The 18,172-nt window shown below is 58.8% G+C and carries 18 protein-coding genes; 8 read left to right on the forward strand and 10 right to left on the reverse strand.

Features of this window, described 5'->3' with window-relative positions; translation table 11 throughout:
- Positions 1-66: 66 nt before the first annotated feature.
- The 6 genes from GGR28_RS04610 to GGR28_RS04635 all read right to left on the reverse strand — a co-directional run bounded on the left by GGR28_RS04610 (position 67) and on the right by GGR28_RS04635 (position 5,680).
- Positions 67-840 (reverse strand): hypothetical protein, encoded by a 774-nt coding sequence (locus GGR28_RS04610; RefSeq protein ID WP_183494568.1) that lies wholly within the window; start codon positions 838-840, stop codon positions 67-69.
- Complete coding sequence (locus GGR28_RS04615; RefSeq protein WP_183494569.1) at positions 837-3,326, reverse strand: YfhO family protein; 2,490 nt, start codon at positions 3,324-3,326, stop codon at positions 837-839. The genes GGR28_RS04610 and GGR28_RS04615 overlap by 4 nt, the downstream gene beginning before the upstream one ends.
- Before the next feature lie 9 nt (positions 3,327-3,335).
- Complete coding sequence (locus GGR28_RS04620) at positions 3,336-4,376, reverse strand: NAD(P)H-dependent glycerol-3-phosphate dehydrogenase (RefSeq protein WP_183494570.1); 1,041 nt, start codon at positions 4,374-4,376, stop codon at positions 3,336-3,338.
- Positions 4,377-4,436: 60 nt separating this feature from the next.
- The gene (locus GGR28_RS04625) at positions 4,437-4,838 is read right to left on the reverse strand and encodes an RNA-binding S4 domain-containing protein (RefSeq protein ID WP_183494571.1); all 402 of its coding nucleotides are present in this window, start codon (positions 4,836-4,838) and stop codon (positions 4,437-4,439) included.
- The gene (locus GGR28_RS04630) at positions 4,838-5,059 is read right to left on the reverse strand and encodes a hypothetical protein (RefSeq protein ID WP_183494572.1); all 222 of its coding nucleotides are present in this window, start codon (positions 5,057-5,059) and stop codon (positions 4,838-4,840) included. Before GGR28_RS04630 ends, GGR28_RS04625 begins: the two co-directional genes overlap by 1 nt.
- A 78-nt stretch (positions 5,060-5,137) precedes the next feature.
- A complete protein-coding gene (locus GGR28_RS04635; RefSeq protein ID WP_183494573.1) occupies positions 5,138-5,680 on the reverse strand; it encodes a GNAT family N-acetyltransferase in 543 nt (180 codons plus the stop codon).
- A 140-nt stretch (positions 5,681-5,820) separates the two neighbouring features.
- Between GGR28_RS04635 and GGR28_RS04640 the strand changes: the two genes are divergently transcribed.
- The 7 genes from GGR28_RS04640 to GGR28_RS04670 all read left to right on the forward strand — a co-directional run bounded on the left by GGR28_RS04640 (position 5,821) and on the right by GGR28_RS04670 (position 12,679).
- Positions 5,821-6,726, forward strand: a complete 906-nt coding sequence (locus tag GGR28_RS04640) for an MBL fold metallo-hydrolase (protein WP_183494574.1) — start codon at positions 5,821-5,823, stop codon at positions 6,724-6,726.
- Between the two features lie 110 nt (positions 6,727-6,836).
- Positions 6,837-8,258 (forward strand): glucuronate isomerase, encoded by a 1,422-nt coding sequence (gene uxaC, locus GGR28_RS04645; RefSeq protein WP_183494575.1) that lies wholly within the window; start codon positions 6,837-6,839, stop codon positions 8,256-8,258.
- A complete protein-coding gene (locus GGR28_RS04650; protein ID WP_183494576.1) occupies positions 8,255-9,289 on the forward strand; it encodes a sugar kinase in 1,035 nt (344 codons plus the stop codon). The genes uxaC and GGR28_RS04650 overlap by 4 nt, the downstream gene beginning before the upstream one ends.
- Before the next feature lie 37 nt (positions 9,290-9,326).
- Positions 9,327-9,995 (forward strand): bifunctional 4-hydroxy-2-oxoglutarate aldolase/2-dehydro-3-deoxy-phosphogluconate aldolase, encoded by a 669-nt coding sequence (locus GGR28_RS04655; RefSeq protein ID WP_183494577.1) that lies wholly within the window; start codon positions 9,327-9,329, stop codon positions 9,993-9,995.
- Complete coding sequence (locus tag GGR28_RS04660) at positions 9,992-10,975, forward strand: TRAP transporter substrate-binding protein (RefSeq protein WP_183494578.1); 984 nt, start codon at positions 9,992-9,994, stop codon at positions 10,973-10,975. Before GGR28_RS04655 ends, GGR28_RS04660 begins: the two co-directional genes overlap by 4 nt.
- Entirely contained in the window at positions 10,965-11,393 is a 429-nt protein-coding gene (locus tag GGR28_RS04665; protein ID WP_183494579.1) for a TRAP transporter small permease, read from the forward strand. The genes GGR28_RS04660 and GGR28_RS04665 overlap by 11 nt, the downstream gene beginning before the upstream one ends.
- Complete coding sequence (locus tag GGR28_RS04670) at positions 11,393-12,679, forward strand: TRAP transporter large permease (protein ID WP_183494580.1); 1,287 nt, start codon at positions 11,393-11,395, stop codon at positions 12,677-12,679. Before GGR28_RS04665 ends, GGR28_RS04670 begins: the two co-directional genes overlap by 1 nt.
- 72 nt (positions 12,680-12,751) lie before the next feature.
- On the opposite strand, the gene GGR28_RS04675 is transcribed toward GGR28_RS04670, so the two are convergent.
- Entirely contained in the window at positions 12,752-13,444 is a 693-nt protein-coding gene (locus GGR28_RS04675; RefSeq protein ID WP_183494581.1) for an SDR family oxidoreductase, read from the reverse strand.
- 66 nt (positions 13,445-13,510) lie between these two features.
- Here GGR28_RS04675 and GGR28_RS04680 point away from each other — a divergent pair, with 66 nt between their 5' ends.
- The gene (locus tag GGR28_RS04680) at positions 13,511-13,921 is read left to right on the forward strand and encodes an OsmC family protein (protein WP_183494582.1); all 411 of its coding nucleotides are present in this window, start codon (positions 13,511-13,513) and stop codon (positions 13,919-13,921) included.
- Between the two features lie 201 nt (positions 13,922-14,122).
- On the opposite strand, the gene GGR28_RS04685 is transcribed toward GGR28_RS04680, so the two are convergent.
- From GGR28_RS04685 to ftsA, 3 genes are all read right to left on the reverse strand, one after another.
- Positions 14,123-15,049, reverse strand: coding sequence for a DUF302 domain-containing protein (locus GGR28_RS04685; protein WP_183494583.1), 927 nt, complete (start codon positions 15,047-15,049; stop codon positions 14,123-14,125).
- A gap of 184 nt (positions 15,050-15,233) precedes the next feature.
- The gene (ftsZ, locus tag GGR28_RS04690) at positions 15,234-16,700 is read right to left on the reverse strand and encodes a cell division protein FtsZ (RefSeq protein WP_183494584.1); all 1,467 of its coding nucleotides are present in this window, start codon (positions 16,698-16,700) and stop codon (positions 15,234-15,236) included.
- Between the two features lie 131 nt (positions 16,701-16,831).
- Positions 16,832-18,160, reverse strand: coding sequence for a cell division protein FtsA (gene ftsA / locus GGR28_RS04695; RefSeq protein WP_183494585.1), 1,329 nt, complete (start codon positions 18,158-18,160; stop codon positions 16,832-16,834).
- Between the last annotated feature and the right edge of the window lie 12 nt (positions 18,161-18,172).

Here is an 18,172-nt window from a genome sequence, read left to right on the forward strand (position 1 = left end):
GCTAAGGTAAATAAAAAGCCCGGCCCCACCTAAAAGTTGAAGCCGGAGTATTTACCCTCGATATTGCTACTCCCTACCGATCAGGGTCTGATGAATGATGTAGCCCTTCTCGGCCTTATCGTTCCATGGCAGATCCACGCAACTCCCCGTATCCCCGTTGCAGCACACCTTACACTGGGTGTGGCGAGCGTCGATGAAGCGTTCGACGAGTCCGAAACCGGGCGCGTACCGCTCGTAGGCCTGCCGCAGGTCGATCAGGTTATCTACGTTCGCCTGCCTTACCGTGATGGCGCTGTCGACGACCAGCCCCGTCTCCAGGGTCAGCGACTCGCCTACGGCGGCGTAGGTGTACTCCCAGCCGTTATAGACATCCAGCAGTTCACCACCCACGCTGACCCGGCGCTGTTCGTCAAAGTCTGCATTGCCGTCCCAGCCGGTTGCTTCCTTAATTGGCAGCACCAATTTGACGAAGGTCAGGTTGTCTTCACTGCGCGACACGGTGCGGTCGCGGCGGGTTACGGTGTAGGTCTGTTTGAAGGTATAGGGCGCCTCTTCCGAGGTTCTTTCCCACCGTTCCCCCCGGTAGATCGTGGAGCCGTCCGCGCCGGCGTACTGTTCGACCAGCGTTTCGCGCGCTTCCACCCGTGCGGTATCGTAGCGGGTGCCCGATACCGTGTTGACCAACACGATGCTATCCACCCGGTAGTAAGAAGGGCGATTGAGTTCGAGGGGATAATACCGTTCCAGGGGAGAGGAATCGGCAGGACCGATGACTTCCTCCTTACAGGATGCGATCAGGGTGACGGTAAGCAGTATGAGAAGCGTAAGGGTACGGGTCATGGGTGGGTCGCGTTTACCGGCACCGCTCCTGCGTCCCCGCCCTTCCTTACAAAAGGATAGACGATAGCGCCGACAACGACCAGTAAAATAAGAACGCTGGAAATGAAGGAGATGGTACGCCCGAGGGCGTAACTGTTGGGCGCAAAGGTCATCTTGATCGTATGAGTACCGGCGGGAACGCGCAGCGCACGTAGGGCGTAGTTGGCACGGATCAGTTCGGCGGGTTCTCCGTCGATGGTCGCTTCCCAGCCGAGGTCGGGACCGTACCAAATCTCCGAAAACACGGCAAGCTGCTCCGCGTCGGAAGTAAAGGTGTAAGTCAGTTCGTTCGGCGCGTATTCGGTGAGGGTAATGGTGCCTTCCCCGGTAGGTTCGAGGGCGGCAAGCGCGGGAGCAAAGGAAGATTCGACAATAGCCGTCCGACGCAGGTCCGCCACCGTCCCGAGGGCGGCAAATTCCGCGTCGGGTCCGCTCACCACTTCGATATCGCTGACGAGCCAGGCATTGCCGAAGGCCCGGGGATTTTGCTGGGCCTGCAGCTCACCGTTTTCGTTGGGGATGAGGAAATACTTCGTATTCAGCATATTGAGCACGTCCTCGTCGCGCTGGAGTAGATAGCCGTCGATCAGGTCCTGGTACCTGCGCAATTTGACCGCCGAGTAACCTCCGATACTCTTATGGAAGTAGCTGGTGAAGGCATCCTTGTCGAGGTCCCGCGAGAGATTGAGCACCCGGTAATTCGGATCGTCGTCCTGCAAAATCAGCTCATCGGCCGGGGTAGGTTGTACCACGTTGTTGACCACCCGGCGGGGCTTAAAGTCGTCGTGGCTGAGGTAGCGCTGGTTAACCCCCACAAAATCCATTAGCCCCAGAAGCCCTACACCCACTGCGGCAAGGGTGAGTGATACCTTGCCACGCCATAAGAGGTAGAGGGCGCCGAAGGTGAGTCCTACGAACAGCAGGCTGCGCATCGCGTCATCGAAGTAAACGGACGCCCGGGTGTCAATCAGTGCGCCGACCAGCTGACCGACATCTCCCTGTCCGCCCGTGAACCGGGCAAGTTGGCCAGCGTCCTGGGGGGTGGTGAAGTCCAATGTCATGCCGAGCAGCACCACCAGGGCACCGAGCGCACCGGCGACGATTCCGGCCAGGCGCAGTTGTTTGCCGGACTCAGTAAGGTCGGTGCTACGGAGGGTTGCCCACCGGTGAATCCCCAGTATCCCGAGCGTCGCCATCAAAAAAGTAGCTACGCTAAGGGCTGAATTCGGGGTACGGAAGTTGTTGAGCAGCGGCAGGTTATCGAACAACAGGCGATTAATCCCTTCCGCATTGTTTCCCAGGCTAAGCAGGAAAATAAACAGCGTGCCGCCGCCGAGCCAGATGCGGGCCGTGGTCGATGCGGTGAACAGACCAAACAGGAACAGGGCCCACACCACCGCGCCGAGGTAAATGGGCCCCTCGGTAAAGGGTAAGCTGCCGTGGTAAAGCGGGGCGGGAAAGACCCGGGGCACCTGGAAGCCGGACCGCGTCATAGCGCGCCCGAAGTCCGATTCTTTGCTCACCTCCTGTCCGCTGCCACCGCCCGCGGCGAGGGGAGCGTAGGTTGCGAGCATATCCTTGAACCCGTTGCTCCACGCCATGGCGTAGCCCCATTCCAGTCCGCCCTCGCGGGTGGTGTTGTCGTTGTCGCCGGCATTGGCTTCGGTGCTACCGGTCAGCACCGCCCCGCCCCGAATGGACTGCGGCAGATACTCCGTAGTGGTCAGCAAATTGCTGGCTCCCGCCCCCAGCGCCAGAACGAGACCGACGACCAGTGCCAGTAGTGCTTTTCCGAAGACGGGTAAGGTCTTATTGCGAAGGTGACGGACAAACTCCGCAACGCCCAGAAACGGCAGGGTAAGCCCGAAGTAGTAGAGCATCTGGGGGTGGTTGGCCATGACGGCCAGGCCCATACCCAGGGCAAACACCGCTCCCCCGATCAGGTAGCGGCGACGGAACGCAAGCAGGATGCCGGCAGCCACGAGGGGCAGGTACATGATCACCCGCACCTTACTTACGTGACCGGCCTCGTAGAGTACAATGTTGTTCGTGGCAATTCCGACCATGATGGCTCCGGCTACGGACAACCAGGGGCTTACGCCCAGCAGGATCATGAGTAGGTAGAAGGTCAGCATTCCGCAAAACACGTAGCCGGCGGGCCCGGACATAAAGCCGAAAAAGGCGCGATCGGCCAGGCGCAGTTGGTTCCCCTCGGTGACGGCGGAGATCTGGTAGGTAGGCATCCCGCCGAACATGCCGTTGGTCCAGTTGGTCCGCTCGCCGGTCTGCTGACGGTACTCGCTCAGTTCCTTACTGGCACCGCGGTACTGCACCAGGTCGCCCTGCTGGAGGCTTTTCCCCTGGAACTGCGGCAGAAATAGCACGACCACCATGACCAAGAACAGGACGACGGCAATCAGGTGGGGCAGTATAGTCTTAAATTTCATGCAACGGGCTTATAGAAAATCAACGTCGACGTCGTAGGGATACGTGATGAGGTAGTTCATGGCTTCGTTCACGGGGTGGCCCTCGAATACGATTTGGTAGAGCATTTCCGTGATCGGTACCCGCAGCCGCATGCTCCGGGCCAGGTGACGGGTAATCATGAGGGTGCGGACTCCCTCGGCAAGCTCCGGGCTCGTGGCAGCTACTTCCGCCAGGGTTTCCCCGGAGCCGATGCGGTAGCCGAACATATAGTTACGGCTTTTCTTGGAGGTTGCCGTCGCGATCAGATCGCCAATGCCCGCCGTACCGAAAAAGGCACGCTTGTCGCTGCCCAGCGCCTGCCCGAAGTGCACCATCTCGACCAGGCCACGGGTAATGAGCATCGCCTGAATATTCTTGCCCAGCCCCACCCCCTTCAGGATACCGGAACCGAGGGCGATCACATTCTTGAGGACCCCCGCCAGTTCGGCACCGAGCATGTCGTGGGTGCCGAACACGTGGAGTTGGTGGGATTTCAGTACCAGTTTCGCACGATCGATGACCTCGTCGAACTTGCTCGCGATTACGGAGGCGGACGGCTGACCGTCGAGGAGCTCCCGGGCCAGGTTGGGGCCCGTAAGGGCACCTACGCGCACTACGACGCTTTCCTGGCGGATGACGTCGGTCATGGTGTGTACGTTCTTACGCTCGATTCCCCTGGTACGGATTTGGTCTTCCTGAATGCCGGTAACGTCGAGGCCCTTGGTTCCGTGAATGAGCACGTGGTTGGGCCGCAGGTGATCGGTGATGCTGCGCATCATGCTGCGGAAGGCGTCGGACGGGACGATGGGGAAAATGAGCTGACAGCGTTCGGCGACCAGCGAGAAATCGTTGACTACCGTTACCCGCTCGTGTAATTTCACGCCGAACCGGAATCCTTCCCGATTCAGGCGTTCGGCAAGTTCTTCGCTACGGCTGTACACCATGACCTCGGTGTTGAGAGCCAGCAGGTTGGCCATGGCCGTTCCGAATGTACCCGCCCCGATAACGCCTACGGGCTCCGCTTGTGGCATAGTCTTAATTGTGGGGGGCGAAGGTAAGGGAATTGAATTCCTATTCGAGAATTGCGGGGGCTAATCCTCGTCGTCCCACAGTATGTCGTCCTTAAAGGTCTCGATGGTCCGCCGTTCCCGCTTGGTGGGACGCCCACTCCCCTTCTCCCGAAATTCTCCCTGGGTTTTCCCGACGAACCAGTCCTTGTACTTGTTCATCTCCTCTTCGGTGGTGTGGTTAATGTAGCAGGTGACGGCCAGGGGTGCCCCGACGCGTTTGTTGAGCAGTTTGACCACCTCGAGTTCCAGGTTGAAGCCCTCCTTGACTACGGTAAGGCGATCGCCGACCGTCACGTTGGTACTGGGCTTTACCGGTTCGTTTCTCAGCTTTACCCTACCCTTTTTGACCACGTCGGTGGCCAGCGTACGGCTTTTAAAAATCCGCACGGCCCAGAGCCACTTATCGATCCTTACCTTGTCCATCACTCTACGATTTCGTACTCGATGTCGAGTTTGCGCAATGCCCGGTAGGCCGAACTCTGATTAAAGGAGACGTCGATCTCGACCGGCGACCCGGCCAGCAGGATATCGGTGAACTCGGCGGCCAGGTTGGAATGAACATCGTCGGCAATGTCTTCAATCGTGCGGGAAATGGCACGTCGATCGGGGCGCAGGGCACCGCAACTGATTAGCTTTATCGTCATAACGGTCACAAGTTAGGGCAGACCCAAAATATATACAAATTGTTTGAATAGTTTTTGCAACTTCCTTTTTTGCTGACACTACTTCGTCCACTCCCGGCGGAGGATGCGGTACTGAATGACGGTTTGTACCTCTCCGTTCTTGATGGTATGATCCTCCATCACCGCTTCCCGTTGCATTCCGTTGTTGAGCAGGATTTTACCCGAGGCGTGGTTGTGGTCTCTGGTCATCGCCTGAATGCGTACGAGACCGGTCGTTTCGAACGCCAGATCGATCAGGGCACCAACCGCTTCGGTCACGTACCCCTTTCCGCGAAACGGCGCTCCCATCCAGTAGCCCAGTTCGCCGTACCCGTACTTTGGATCGATGTGCAGCCCCACACCCCCCATAAATTCGTCTACGCCCTTCAGGCGTATGGCGTACATGAAGGCGCTACCCTCCTTCCGGCTGACATTTGCCCGGTTGATGAAAGCGACCGCGTCTGCTTCACCGTACGGATACGGCATGGTCAGCGTCATTTCCTCCACTACAGGGTCGTTGGCGAGTGCAATCATGGCGGGCACGTCCGCCACTCCGGGAAGAGTAAGTCGTAAACGTACAGTGGTGATCTCAGCGGGTAGCATAGTGCAATAACCGAATTTGCCGGCTATTAAGTTGCTTCCACTGCACCCGCGACCCCGCCCCCGTGACGCATGTTCAAGAAATTGCCGGCAGCCACCGAGCGATCGAAGGGTGTACCTTACGCTGACCAACCCGCTCAACTATGTACCGACGCCGTTTTCTCCGCACTTCCGCCGCTCTGGCCCTGGCCGGTCCGCTACTGCCCGTACGTGGCTATAGCAATCTAACCGGTGTCTACAATACGACCGAAATCAGGGGAAACGTAGGATACTACACGAATCGCGGCGGAACCATCGCCTATTACCTACCCCCGGGCGGGGCGGTGGGGGGCGTGGTCGTCGACAGCCAGTTTCCGGAGCAGGCCCGGGATTTCTTGGAAGAGGCAGCAAGCGAAATGGCTAGCCTGGACCTGCTGATCAACACCCACCACCACGGCGACCATACCGGGGGCAACGGCGTCATCGCTCCGCTCGCAAAAGATTACGTAGCCCACCAAAGGACCAGGGAGAATCTGGAAGCCAACGAGGCAAAGCGAACGGAGGGGGAGGCCATTCCACTCCCTACGACAACCTTCGAAAAGGATTGGACCACGGTCCTGCCCAATGGAAAAGAAGTAGTAACGGCGCGCCACTTCGGTCCGGCACATACGGGTGGCGATGCGGTGATTCACTTCGAGAACGCGAACGTCGCCCACATGGGTGATCTCGTGTTCAACCGCCGCTTCCCCTACATCGACCCCGCCGCCGGGGGCAACATGACCAACTGGATCGACGTGATCGCAAAAGTGCGCAAGGCCTACGATCGCGACACCATTTTCGTGTTCGGCCACGCGGCGGAGAGCTACCCCGTGACCGGCGACCGGGACGATTTGCGCGCGTTCCAAGGCTACCTCGAATCGTTGCGGAAGTACGTCAAAAAGGAGAAGCGGAGTGGTACAAGTTTGGAGGCGCTTAAGGCAAAGACCGTGACCATCCCCAACGCGCCCGAATGGCGCTACGGAGAGCGGCTGCGCGACGTCAACCTTGAGGTGATGTGGACGGAAGTCTAGTACCCGTGGCCAAATTCTAGGGGGATATTCGTACCAACCATGGTCTAAAATCGGAAAAACGGAATAGCCCGGTACGGTTTGCCAATCCCGGATTGCTATATTGCCGCACTATGACGCCCACCCGACTCCACAACCCGATCGCTGCGGAGAATTTTCTGCTGCACAGCGATGCCGCCCGTGCCCTGTACCACGACTACGCGGCGGACATGCCGATCATCGACTACCACTGTCACCTTCCCCCCGCCCAGATTGCGGGCGACGAACGATTTGCCAACCTGACGGACATCTGGCTGCGTGGCGACCACTACAAATGGCGGGCAATGCGCGCCAACGGCATTGCGGAAGACGGCATTACCGGATCCGCCTCCGACCGGCAGAAGCACCGCAACTGGGCCGCTACCCTGCCCTACACCATGCGCAATCCGCTTTACCACTGGTCGCACCTGGAACTCGACCGCTACTTCGGCGTGGATGAACTGCTGGGGCCCGACAACGCCGATCGGGTGTACGACCAGTGCACGGAACTGCTCCAGGGCCCGGAGTTTTCGGTCCGCTCCCTCATTGAGCGAATGGACGTTAAAGTTATTTGTACCACCGACGACCCCGTCGACTCGCTGGAGCACCACCGGAGCATCCAGGCCAACCCCTTCAGTTGCCGGGTTGTGCCCGGATTCCGTCCCGACAAATCGATCCTGATCGCCGCGGCGGGCTACAACGACTACATCGACAAGCTGGCCGAAGCCGCCGACCGCGACATTACCGACTACGACGATTTACTGGAAGCCCTGCGCAACCGGATGGAGTACTTCCACGGCCTTGGTTGCCGCATTTCCGACCACGGCCTCAACGAACTCTTCGACGTGGGGTACACCGACGGTGAGGTAAGGACCATCTTTGCCAGTGCCCGTGCCGGCCGCGGCCTCAGCGAAACGGAAGCCCGCAAATTTCAGACCGCCCTGCTCGTCGAGCTCTGTAAGGAATACGACCGCCTGGGCTGGACCCAGCAGTTTCACCTCGGTGCCCTGAGAAACAACAACGACCGCATTCTGCGTAATCTCGGTGCCGATGCCGGCGTGGACAGCATCGGCGACTTCAGCCAGGCCCGCGGCCTCTCGCGGTTGCTCAACACCCTCGACAACAGCGACCAGCTCGCCCAGACGGTGGTGTACAACCTCAACCCAGCCGACAATGAGGTAATGGCCACCATGGTGGGCAACTTCAACGACGGCAGCATGGCCGGCAAGATGCAGTACGGCTCCGCCTGGTGGTTTCTCGATCAGCTCGACGGCATGGAAAAGCAGATCAACGCCCTGTCCAATATGGGACTGCTAAGCCGCTTCGTGGGTATGCTAACGGATAGCCGTTCGTTTCTTTCCTTCCCCCGCCACGAATACTTCCGCCGGCTCCTGTGCGATATGTTCGGAAGCGACATCGAGCGGGGCCTGCTGCCGGACGACCGCCCCTTCATCGGAGGCCTCATCCAGGACATCTGCTACAACAACGCGAAAAAATACTTCAATTTCCCTTCATGAAAGTTGTCACCTTTGGAGAAATCATGCTCCGCCTCACCCCACCCCATCACCTAAGATTCTCCCAGGCCGGCAGCTTCGACGTCGTCTACGGCGGAGGAGAAAGTAACGTTGCCGTCGCCCTGGCAAACTTCGGCATGGATGCCCACTTTGTTACCCGCCTGCCGAACAACGACATCGGCGATTGTGCCCTGATGGAACTGCGCAAGCGCAACGTAAACACCGACAGCATTATCCGCGGCGGTGAACGCCTCGGCATCTACTTTCTTGAGATCGGTGCCGTACAGCGCGGCAGCAAGGTAGTCTACGACCGGGCCCACTCCGGCATGGCCACCATCGAAAAGGGCATGATTGATTGGGATAAAGTCTTCGAAGGAGCCGACTGGTTCCACTGGACGGGCATCACCCCCGCCCTCTCCCAGGGTGCCGCCGATGCGTGTCTGGAAGCCATCCAGGCCGCTAATCGCCTCGGAGTTCCCGTTTCCACTGACCTTAACTACCGTGCCAAGCTCTGGAAATACGGCAAGGACCCGATGGACGTTATGCCCGCCCTGGTCGAAGGCTGCGATGTGATCCTCGGTAACGAAGAGGATGCGGAGAAACATTTCGGCCTGCACCCCGAAGCAGTGGACGTAACCGCCGGCGGCGAAATGGACGGCCAGGCGTACCTCCCCGTACTCAAGGAGCTGATGAAGCGCTTCCCCCGTTGCAAAATGACCATCACCACCCTGAGGGGGTCGATCAGTGCCAGCCACAACAGTTGGGCCGGTGTGCTCTACGACGGCGAAACCCTCTACGAGACCAAGACTTACCAAATTACCGACATCGTCGACCGGGTCGGTGGCGGCGACAGCTTCATGTCCGCCCTCATCTACGGCCTGCTCACCTATAAGGACGACAAACAGCGCGCCCTCGATTTTGCCGTTGGAGCCTCCTGCCTCAAGCACACCATCTACGGTGATGCTAACCTGGTGACGGTAGACGAAGTCACGAAGCTGATCGAAGGCGACGGTTCGGGCCGGGTAGCCCGCTAAGTCAATCCTAATCTAACAACAAACGATATACCTATCTATGGCTAAGCACTCTCGCCTACACGCGCTTTCCGTCATCCACGATCAAGGGGTGATGCCACTATTTTACCACCAAGATGCCGAGCTGGGCAAACAGGTCCTTAAGGCTTGTTACGACGCCGGCGGCCGCCTCCTTGAATTCACCAACCGGGGGGACTTTGCCCACGAGGTGTTCCGTGAACTCAACCTCTACGCCCGCACTGAGTTGCCCGATATGGTCATGGGCGTCGGTTCGGTAAACGATGCTCCAACCGCGGCACTGTTCCTACAGTTGGGAGCGAGTTTCATCGTATCGGCCTCCCTGCGGGAGGACGTCGCCCTGGTCTGCAACCGCCGCAAGGTGGCCTACCTGCCGGGCTGCGCCTCGCTTTCCGAGATCGGCCGGGCCGAGGAACTTGGTTGCGAGATCGTCAAACTGTTCCCGGGCAGCGTCTACGGCCCCGAGTTCATCAAGGCCATTCGTGGTCCCCAACCCTGGACGAGCATCATGCCCACCGGCGGAGTGACGACCGAACTGCACAACCTTAAGGGGTGGTTCAGCGCAGGTGCGGTTTGCTGCGGACTCGGCTCCCAACTGATCGGTAATAATGTGCTCGTAGACCGGGATTTTGCCGGACTGACCGATCAACTCCGCGAAGCAATCGAAACGGCCAAAACACTGCGACAGTGACCCGTTTTCTACTATTACTTATACTGGCCGGGGTGGCCGGTGCGTGTACCGCGGATCAGCAGACGAGCGTTCTGCGACTGTCCCACGGGCTCGATACCGGCCACCCGGTTCACCTCGGAATGGTCTACATGGCCGAGCGGCTCGCCGAGAAATCCGACGGTGAACTGACCATCTCGATCTACCCCAACCAGCAACTGGGCACCGAACGCCAGTCGCTCGAACTGCTGCAGATCGGCAGCCTGTCGATGACCAAGGTGTCGGCGGCGGTTCTGGAGAACTTCTCTCCGGAGGCCACCGTCCTTTCCCTCCCCTACCTCTTCCGCAGCCGGCAGCACGTTTATGACTTCGAGGACAGTGAACTAGGACGGGAGATCCTCACCAGCAGCGAACCCTTCCGCCTGCGCGGGCTGGTTTACTTCGATGCGGGTCAGCGTTCCTTCTATACCAAAGACCGTCCGGTACGCGTGCCCGGTGACCTGCAGGGCCAGAAGATCCGGGTACAACAGAGTGCTACGGCGATCGAGATGGTAAAGGCGCTGGGCGGCTCTCCTACCCCAATCTCCTACGGCGAACTCTATACCGCGCTCCAGCAAGGTGTGGTTGACGGCGCGGAGAACAACCCCCCCAGCTTCTACACGAGCCGCCACTACGAAGTATGTAAGTTCTACACTCTCGACGAGCACACGGCGGTGCCCGACGTCCTCATCATCGGCACCGAAGCCTGGAGTCGCCTGAATCCCGAACAGCAGGGCTGGCTGCAGGAGGCGGCCGACGAAGCCGTAGTCTACCAACGCAAGCTCTGGCAGGAGGCCGAACAGGAAGCCCTCGACGCGGTCCAGGCTGCCGGAGTCGAGATCATCCGGCCGGACAAGGGTCCCTTCATCGAACAGACTGCCCCCATTCTCGACACTTACCGCGATCAACCCCAAATCTATTCGCTCATCGAGCGCATCATCGCAATGGCCCCCAATGAAGAATAAGGTAGACCGAATCCTGGGCGGCGTCCTCGTCATCATGCTCGTCATCATGACCCTGGATGTCCTCTGGGGCGTTTTCACCCGTTACGTCATGTCCAATCAGGCCAGCTGGTCGGAGGAGCTGGCCCGCTTCATGCTCATTTGGATCGGCATTCTGGGAGCGGCCTACGCCAGCGGACAGCGCATGCACCTGTCCATTGACCTGCTTAAGAACAAGCCCGTACGGCTCATTGCGGCCCTGATCATCCTGTTCGCCCTCGGCGTCATGGTGGTGGGCGGCACCCGGCTGGTCATGCTGACGGCTGAGCTCGGCCAGCGTTCTCCCGCCCTCGGCATCCCCATGTCGATCATTTACGCCGTGGTGCCGATCAGCGGACTCCTCATCATCTTCTACCGCCTGCCCGATCTTAAATCTACCTGATGGAAGTTGCCATTCTCGTTTTCTCCTTTGTCGTACTCATTGGCCTGGGAATGCCCATTGCCTGGTGTATCGGCATCAGCGCTACCATCACGATGCTGGTCAGTATACCGACCCTGCCGGCCCTCACTACGGTGGCCCAGCAGACGGCAACGGGCCTCGACAGTTTCGGATTGCTGGCGATTCCCTTTTTCATCCTCGCCGGAGAGATCATGAACCGGGGGGGCATCGCCCGTCGGCTCATCGCCTTCGCCCGTTCGCTGGTGGGCAGCCTGCCGGGTGGACTGGCGCACGTAAACATTATGGCGGCCATGCTCTTCGGTGCCATCGCCGGATCGGCCGCCGCAGCAGCTTCCGCGGTGGGCGGCACGGTAGGTAAAGCCATGGAAAAGGAAGGCTACAGTAAGGAGTTTTCCGCCGCCGTCAACATCACTTCCTCGACCACGGGCCTCATCATTCCCCCCAGCAACATTCTCATCGTCTACAGTCTGGCCAGCGGCGGCGTATCCATCGCTGCCCTCTTTCTGGCAGGGTATCTGCCGGGCCTGCTGGTGGGCTTTCTACTCATGATCGTGGCGGCCATTATGGCCAAGCGCAAGGGTTATACCACCCGGGGTACCTTTTCGGTCGGTGAGGTAGGCCGCAGCTTCATCAGTGCCCTGCCGAGTCTGGCGCTGCTGGTAATCGTCATCGGCGGTATCGTGGCGGGCGTTTTCACGGCTACCGAGGCATCGGCGGCGGCGGTGCTCTACTGCCTGCTGCTCTCCTTCGCCTACGGTGAGGTCACCTTCTCCCAGCTACCCCAGGTATTCCTCAATGCGGTGGGTACCACGTCCATCGTGATGATCCTGATCGCTACCTCCATCTCGATGTCGTGGATCATGGCCTTCGAAAACATTCCCCAGGACATCACCACCTTCCTGCTCGCGACCAGTGACAATCCGATCGTGATCATGATCATCATCAACCTGATCCTGCTCTTCGTCGGGGTGTTTATGGACATGACGCCGGCGGTACTCATCTTCACCCCCATTTTTCTTCCGGTGGCCGTGCAGATCGGGATCGACCCGGTGCACTTCGGCATCATCATGATCCTCAACCTCTGTATCGGGCTGTGTACCCCACCCGTTGGCTCGGTCCTCTTCATCGGGGTCGGCGTGGCGGGCACGACCATCCGCAAGGTGGTGCGCCCCCTGTTGCCGTTCTTCGTAGCCATGCTGCTTGCGCTCCTGATCGTTACCCTGGTTCCCGGTCTCAGTACCTGGCTACCCGCACAGTTCGGCTTTTAGGGCGGGCATGCGGGTGCAAGGAAATTGACTAAGCGCAAGGTGTGTTTGGAAGACCCGTCGTAGCAGTTCAGCTTACCACGGCAGCGGCGCTCCGTCGCGGAAGAAACCACCCGTCGGCCCGTCGTCGTCAATTTCCGCCGCCCACACGATGCTGGCTGCCCCCTGGGCTACGGTGCGGGGTGCATCGGGGCCTCCCATATCCGTTTGCACCCATCCGGGACATACGGCGTTAACCAGTATTTTTTCCTCGGCCACGTCGGCGGCCAGTTTAACGGTGAGCATATTCAGGGCGGCCTTAGTGACGGCATAGGCGGGAGTGCCCGGCCAACTGTCGGCGATGGTGCCGCTCGCGCTGGAAACATTTACGATACGCCCGCCTCCACCCTTACGCAGCAGGGGGTACAGGGCCTTGGACAGTCGCCACGGACCGAGCGTATTCACCTGCCAGGCTTCGTTGACGATGCTAAAGTCGGCGGTGAGCGTAGTCTGGTGGCGGTCGTAGTGAATGCCCGCATTATTGATCAGTACGTCGATCACGGGATGCCGCTCCCGCAGAAACTGGGCAAACTCACCGATGCTCTGGCCGTCCGCTACGTCCAGTTGGTGATAGGCGACATCCATGCCCTGCCCCTGTAGCTCCCGGGCGATGCCGGCTCCACTTTCGGTACGGCTGGTGAGTAGTACCCGATATCCCAGTTTGGCGAGTTGGCGCACGACCTCCAGACCCAGTCCGCGGTTGGCGCCCGTTACTACGGCTATTTTCATGGGGGTAAGTTAACCGCTCCGAACAAATCCGACCCATCTCCGGTAAGCAGCAGTAAAACAAATCACATGAAACGTACTGCAATCGCCGTTTGGAAAGGATCCGGAAAGGACGGAAACGGCAACCTCACCACCAAGAGCGGAGTGCTCGAGAACACCGCCTATTCCTACAAAAGCCGCTTCGAAGACGGCAAAGGAACCAACCCGGAAGAATTGATCGCCGCCGCCCACTCCGGCTGCTTCACCATGGCCCTCACTTTTAAGCTCGATGAAGCGGGCTACACCGCCACCGAACTCCACACCGACTGTGCCATCGACTTCCAGAATCAGACGATCGTCGAAAGCCACCTTAAGGTAAAGGCACGCGTCGACGGCATCGAAAAGGATGAATTCGATATGATCATCAACGACGCCAAGGAAAATTGCCCGATCTCAAAGGTGCTCGACACCAACATCACCCTCGAATACACGCTGAACTAAGCGAACCTCTCAGGTAAAGAAGAAAGCCCCCCGCCAAATCTTGACGGGGGGCTTTTACATATCCCACCCCAAAGGGCGGTGGAATTTAAATAACAGTAAAGTTTGATAAACCATCAAAAGCTAAGTTTCCGACATCGCTTTGATTGAGTTTATACTACTATAGGTTTGTGCGGAAGCACTTTGTTCGAAACCACCCCCTTCCTACAGGCCGACTGCAGTCCGCGCAAGTGCCGAAAGTGCGTCCCGAATCGTAGCGAGTTCGGGAGTATCCTCATCGATGTCGTGACGTTCCGCGAGGTAGTAAGGATCGTTGTAGGCCACCGTGACGTTGTCGTCTCCGAGGGCATATACCAGCATTTTTTGGGGCAGATCGATCCCGACACTCCGCTCTTCCTGCAGCAGGGGGGTGCCGAGTTGCGGATTGCCGAACACGATGAGTCGCATGGCCGGAAGTTCCAGGCCGACGGAGGCTGCATTAGCCTGATGATCAAGCTCAGCGATGATGCGGAGATTAGCATTCCCCACAATCGCGGCGCGTAATTTTGCGTACACGCTGTCTACCGATCCGCTTACCGTGATATCCATCACTCCTTCGTTCAGGCTGACGTCATTATCGGCGGCGTTCACAACATTGTCGTTGCCCACACCGGCAGCCAGTGCCCCAAGGTCGTCTCGCATATCGACCAGGGTGGACGCCGCGGATACCCCGTGCCGATTCGCCAGGTACTCGACGGTGTTGTAGGCCAGGATGACGTCGTCGTCCTCTGCTTCGTACACGAGCATTTTTTGGGGTAGGTCCAGTCCCGCCTGCGGATTGATCTGCATCAGCGGAGTGCCCAGCCGGGGATTTCCGAACAATACCGTTCGCGTAGGGCGTAAGGATTCACCTACGGATTGCGCATTGGCGGCGTGATCGACCTGGGCAACGATCGATACTGCAGTGTTGCCGTTCAGCGTCGTGATTAATTTATCGTAGAGCTCCGTAAAATCCCCTCCTTCCGCTTCTACATAATTCAGGCCCGTAACGTTTTTGGGTTCGTTGCGATTAAGGAGATCGGGCAGGTCGTCGTCGTTACACCCAAATGAAGTAATAAGGATGACGGCATATAGGAGTGTCCTTATGATCATGTTCGTGGCTTTGTTGCACCCATAGGACACGATCGGAAACGGGCATGTTCGACATAAAAATGCGGGCAGTGGGATTGACCCCCCACTACCCGCCTCCAAAGCTAAAATGGTGTGAATAGTTAAGGCTGGTACATAAGCGCACCGGCTTTAACGTGGATATAAAGACATAAAAGTTTAAGCGTAATTAATCGACGTTGTCGTGCAGAAAGGAGTTGTTCCGGCGCAGGGGCATGTCCTCGTCGTCGTTGATGCTCCACCGGCTCATTTCATTCTCTTCGCTGGACTTCACGTTATCCAGGGAAATGTTGCGGCGTAAGTAAGCGGGCTGGTTTTCCAGTTCGTTGACCACTTTGGGGTTGCTCAGTTTGGGCAGTTCGCTGCGCTGGCGGAGGGCCTCCCGGCGTTCCCGATCGCGCAGTTCCATTTCCCGGCGCTGGGCATCCCGGCGGGCATCCTCCTCTTCCTGCATGAAGCTCTGGGTGAAGCTGCCGCTGTCGCGGCGGCGGGCCCGCAACCGGGCCTTTGCTTCCTCCATGTCCTCAAACTCTACCGTGCGGCTGTTGGGTTTTCCGTATCCGACGGGGTCCTCTTCTCCGGTGATTTCCTCCAGGGAGGCCCGACGCTGCTTCTCCCGACGGTCTTCGTCCAGGTGGACGACCTCCCGCTCGGGTGCGACGTTGCGATTGGCTGCCTTGCGGTTACCGAATCCGGTAGCAATGACGGTCACGCTGATGTGTTCGCCCAGCGATTCGTCGAAGCAGTTACCCCAGATAAGGTCCGTACCGTAGCCGGCCTCTTCCTGAACGAACTCGGTGATCTCGAAGATCTCGTCCATCGTCACCTCACGGGTACCGCTGGTGATGTTCAGCAGGATGTGGTTCGCACCCCGGATGTCGTTGTCCTCGAGCAGCGGGCTGTGGAGCGCCTGATCTACCGCCACGCGGGCCCGGTCGTCCCCTTCGGCCTTGGCCGTACCCATGATCGCTACGCCACTGTCGCGCATAACGGTGTTTACATCCTCGAAGTCGACGTTCACGTAACCGGCAACGGTGATGATTTCCGCGATGCCCTTTGCGGCCGTCGTCAGGATGTTGTCCGCCTTGCTGAAGGCTTCGCTGAGGTTGAGGTTTCCGTGGATCTGCCGCAGCTTGTCGTTGGAGACGACGATGAGGGTGTCCACATTGTCCTTCAGCTCCTGAAGGCCTTCCATACCGTTATTGGCGCGGCGGCGACCCTCAAAGGTGAAGGGCAGGGTGACGATGCCGACGGTAAGAATGTTCATTTCCCGGGCCGTACGGGCGATGATCGGGGCGGCACCGGTTCCGGTACCACCGCCCATTCCCGCCGTGACGAACAGCATGCGGCAGTTGTTGTGTAGGTACTTCTTTACTTCTTCGACGCTTTCTTCGCAGGCGAGCTTGCCGACGTTGGGCTTTGAACCGGCTCCCCGACCTTCGGTGAGGTTGGGACCAAGCTGGATTTTAGTGGGCACGGGGCTGAGCTCCATGGCCTGGTGATCGGTATTACAGATGGCGAAATCAACGCCGATGATACCCTGTTCGTACATATTGTTGACGGCGTTGCTGCCGCCGCCGCCGACGCCGATCACTTTGATGATGGGAGATTCTCCCTGTGGAAAGTCGATAGTCATGGTTATTATTTTATATCTCGGTGCGCTGGGTCGATCGCCTGGCGATGTGTGCTTCCTGCTCCGAGTGAGTTATCTGAGTTGGATGGTAAGGCTGCCGTAGCAGCGGATGATAAGAAGCGGTCTGGTTAGGGTTAAAAATCCCGGTCTGGTTCCGCTTCGAACCATTCCTTGGTGCGCCGGAAGACGTTGTCGAACCAGCTCGGTCCGTTGGCCTCTTCCTTAATTTGCTCCTCGAGCTCCATTTCGGTCACGGGCTCCTCCTTCTTCACGGGGGCGGGCTTTACCCGTCCGGCGTCGATGTCGGCAAATCCCTGCAACAGCAACCCTACTCCGGTCGCGTAAATCGGGCTGGTCAGCCGTTCGGTGTAGCCGTGCGCCAGGTGCTCTACCGGCGACCCGATGCGGGCGCTCAGACCGGTGTGCAGCATGGTCAGTTTGTCGAAATCCCGCAGCAGTGCTCCCCCACCGGTCAGCACGATGCCTCCGATGAGTTGACTACCGTCGAATCCGGCCCGGCGAATTTCCCACAGCACGTGGTCGAGAATTTCCTCGGCCCGCGCCTGGATGATCAGGGACAGGTTCTTTTCGCTGATTTCCTTCGGCTCCCGACCGCGCAGCCCGGGTATCACGATCACGCGGTTTTCGTACACCTCACTGGCGAGGGCACTGCCGTAGTTGATCTTTAGTTTTTCGGCGTGCTCCTCCATCACGGTGCAGCCCGCCTTGATGTCCTTAGTGATCACGTGTCCTCCGAAGGGAATGACGGCCGTGTGCCGGATGATGCCCTCCTGGAAGATGGTAATGTCAGTGGTACCGCCACCGATGTCCACCAGGGCGACTCCCGCGAACTTTTCGTCGTCGTACAGGACGGATGCGGAGCTGGCGATCGGTTCCAGAGTCACGTTAGCCATCCGTAGACCGGCCCGCTCGACGCAGCGATTGATGTTGTTGCTGGCGGTGATCTGGCCGGTAATGATGTGGAAATTAGCCTCTAATTTCGATCCGGACATACCGATCGGGTCGACGATCCCCTGCTCGTTGTCCACGGTATACTCCTGGGGGATAACGTGCAGGATCTTGTCTCCCGGAGGCAGCACCAGTTTGTGCATGTCGCCGATCAGCCGGTCGATGTCGCGCTGGCCGATCTCCGAGTGGGTGTTGTCGCGCATCAGCATGCCCCGGTGCTGGAGGCTCTTGATGTGCTGGCCGGCGATTCCGACGTGGACCGTCTCGATGGACTGTCCGCTGGCCTGTTCGGCGAGTCGGCGGGCTTCCGTGATGGCGCGGACCGTCTTTTCTATATTCGAGACGACGCCACGCATGACGCCCTCCGATTCGACCTTCCCGGTACCGAGAATTTCCACCCGGCCGTGTTCATCGCGCCTCCCTACGAGGGCACAGACTTTGGTGGTGCCGATGTCGAGTGCGGCAATAGTTTGTAATTGAGTGGTATCAGTCATTATATCCAAAGG

This window comes from Neolewinella aquimaris (genome assembly GCF_014197245.1).
Lineage (GTDB): Bacteria > Bacteroidota > Bacteroidia > Chitinophagales > Saprospiraceae > Neolewinella > Neolewinella aquimaris.

What these genes read in the sequence shown, in the direction of transcription:
- GGR28_RS04655 (WP_183494577.1), top strand. Translation starts at nt 9,327, where the DNA reads ATGGCTAAGCACTCTCGCCTACACGCGCTTTCCGTCATCCACGATCAA.
- GGR28_RS04675 (WP_183494581.1), bottom strand. Translation starts at nt 13,444, where the DNA reads ATGAAAATAGCCGTAGTAACGGGCGCCAACCGCGGACTGGGTCTGGAG.
- GGR28_RS04625 (WP_183494571.1), bottom strand. Translation starts at nt 4,838, where the DNA reads ATGGACAAGGTAAGGATCGATAAGTGGCTCTGGGCCGTGCGGATTTTT.
- GGR28_RS04650 (WP_183494576.1), top strand. Translation starts at nt 8,255, where the DNA reads ATGAAAGTTGTCACCTTTGGAGAAATCATGCTCCGCCTCACCCCACCC.
- GGR28_RS04620 (WP_183494570.1), bottom strand. Translation starts at nt 4,376, where the DNA reads ATGCCACAAGCGGAGCCCGTAGGCGTTATCGGGGCGGGTACATTCGGA.
- GGR28_RS04630 (WP_183494572.1), bottom strand. Translation starts at nt 5,059, where the DNA reads ATGACGATAAAGCTAATCAGTTGCGGTGCCCTGCGCCCCGATCGACGT.
- GGR28_RS04680 (WP_183494582.1), top strand. Translation starts at nt 13,511, where the DNA reads ATGAAACGTACTGCAATCGCCGTTTGGAAAGGATCCGGAAAGGACGGA.
- GGR28_RS04665 (WP_183494579.1), top strand. Translation starts at nt 10,965, where the DNA reads ATGAAGAATAAGGTAGACCGAATCCTGGGCGGCGTCCTCGTCATCATG.
- GGR28_RS04670 (WP_183494580.1), top strand. Translation starts at nt 11,393, where the DNA reads ATGGAAGTTGCCATTCTCGTTTTCTCCTTTGTCGTACTCATTGGCCTG.
- uxaC (WP_183494575.1), top strand. Translation starts at nt 6,837, where the DNA reads ATGACGCCCACCCGACTCCACAACCCGATCGCTGCGGAGAATTTTCTG.
- ftsZ (WP_183494584.1), bottom strand. Translation starts at nt 16,700, where the DNA reads ATGACTATCGACTTTCCACAGGGAGAATCTCCCATCATCAAAGTGATC.
- GGR28_RS04610 (WP_183494568.1), bottom strand. Translation starts at nt 840, where the DNA reads ATGACCCGTACCCTTACGCTTCTCATACTGCTTACCGTCACCCTGATC.
- ftsA (WP_183494585.1), bottom strand. Translation starts at nt 18,160, where the DNA reads ATGACTGATACCACTCAATTACAAACTATTGCCGCACTCGACATCGGC.
- GGR28_RS04640 (WP_183494574.1), top strand. Translation starts at nt 5,821, where the DNA reads ATGTACCGACGCCGTTTTCTCCGCACTTCCGCCGCTCTGGCCCTGGCC.
- GGR28_RS04635 (WP_183494573.1), bottom strand. Translation starts at nt 5,680, where the DNA reads ATGCTACCCGCTGAGATCACCACTGTACGTTTACGACTTACTCTTCCC.
- GGR28_RS04615 (WP_183494569.1), bottom strand. Translation starts at nt 3,326, where the DNA reads ATGAAATTTAAGACTATACTGCCCCACCTGATTGCCGTCGTCCTGTTC.
- GGR28_RS04685 (WP_183494583.1), bottom strand. Translation starts at nt 15,049, where the DNA reads ATGATCATAAGGACACTCCTATATGCCGTCATCCTTATTACTTCATTT.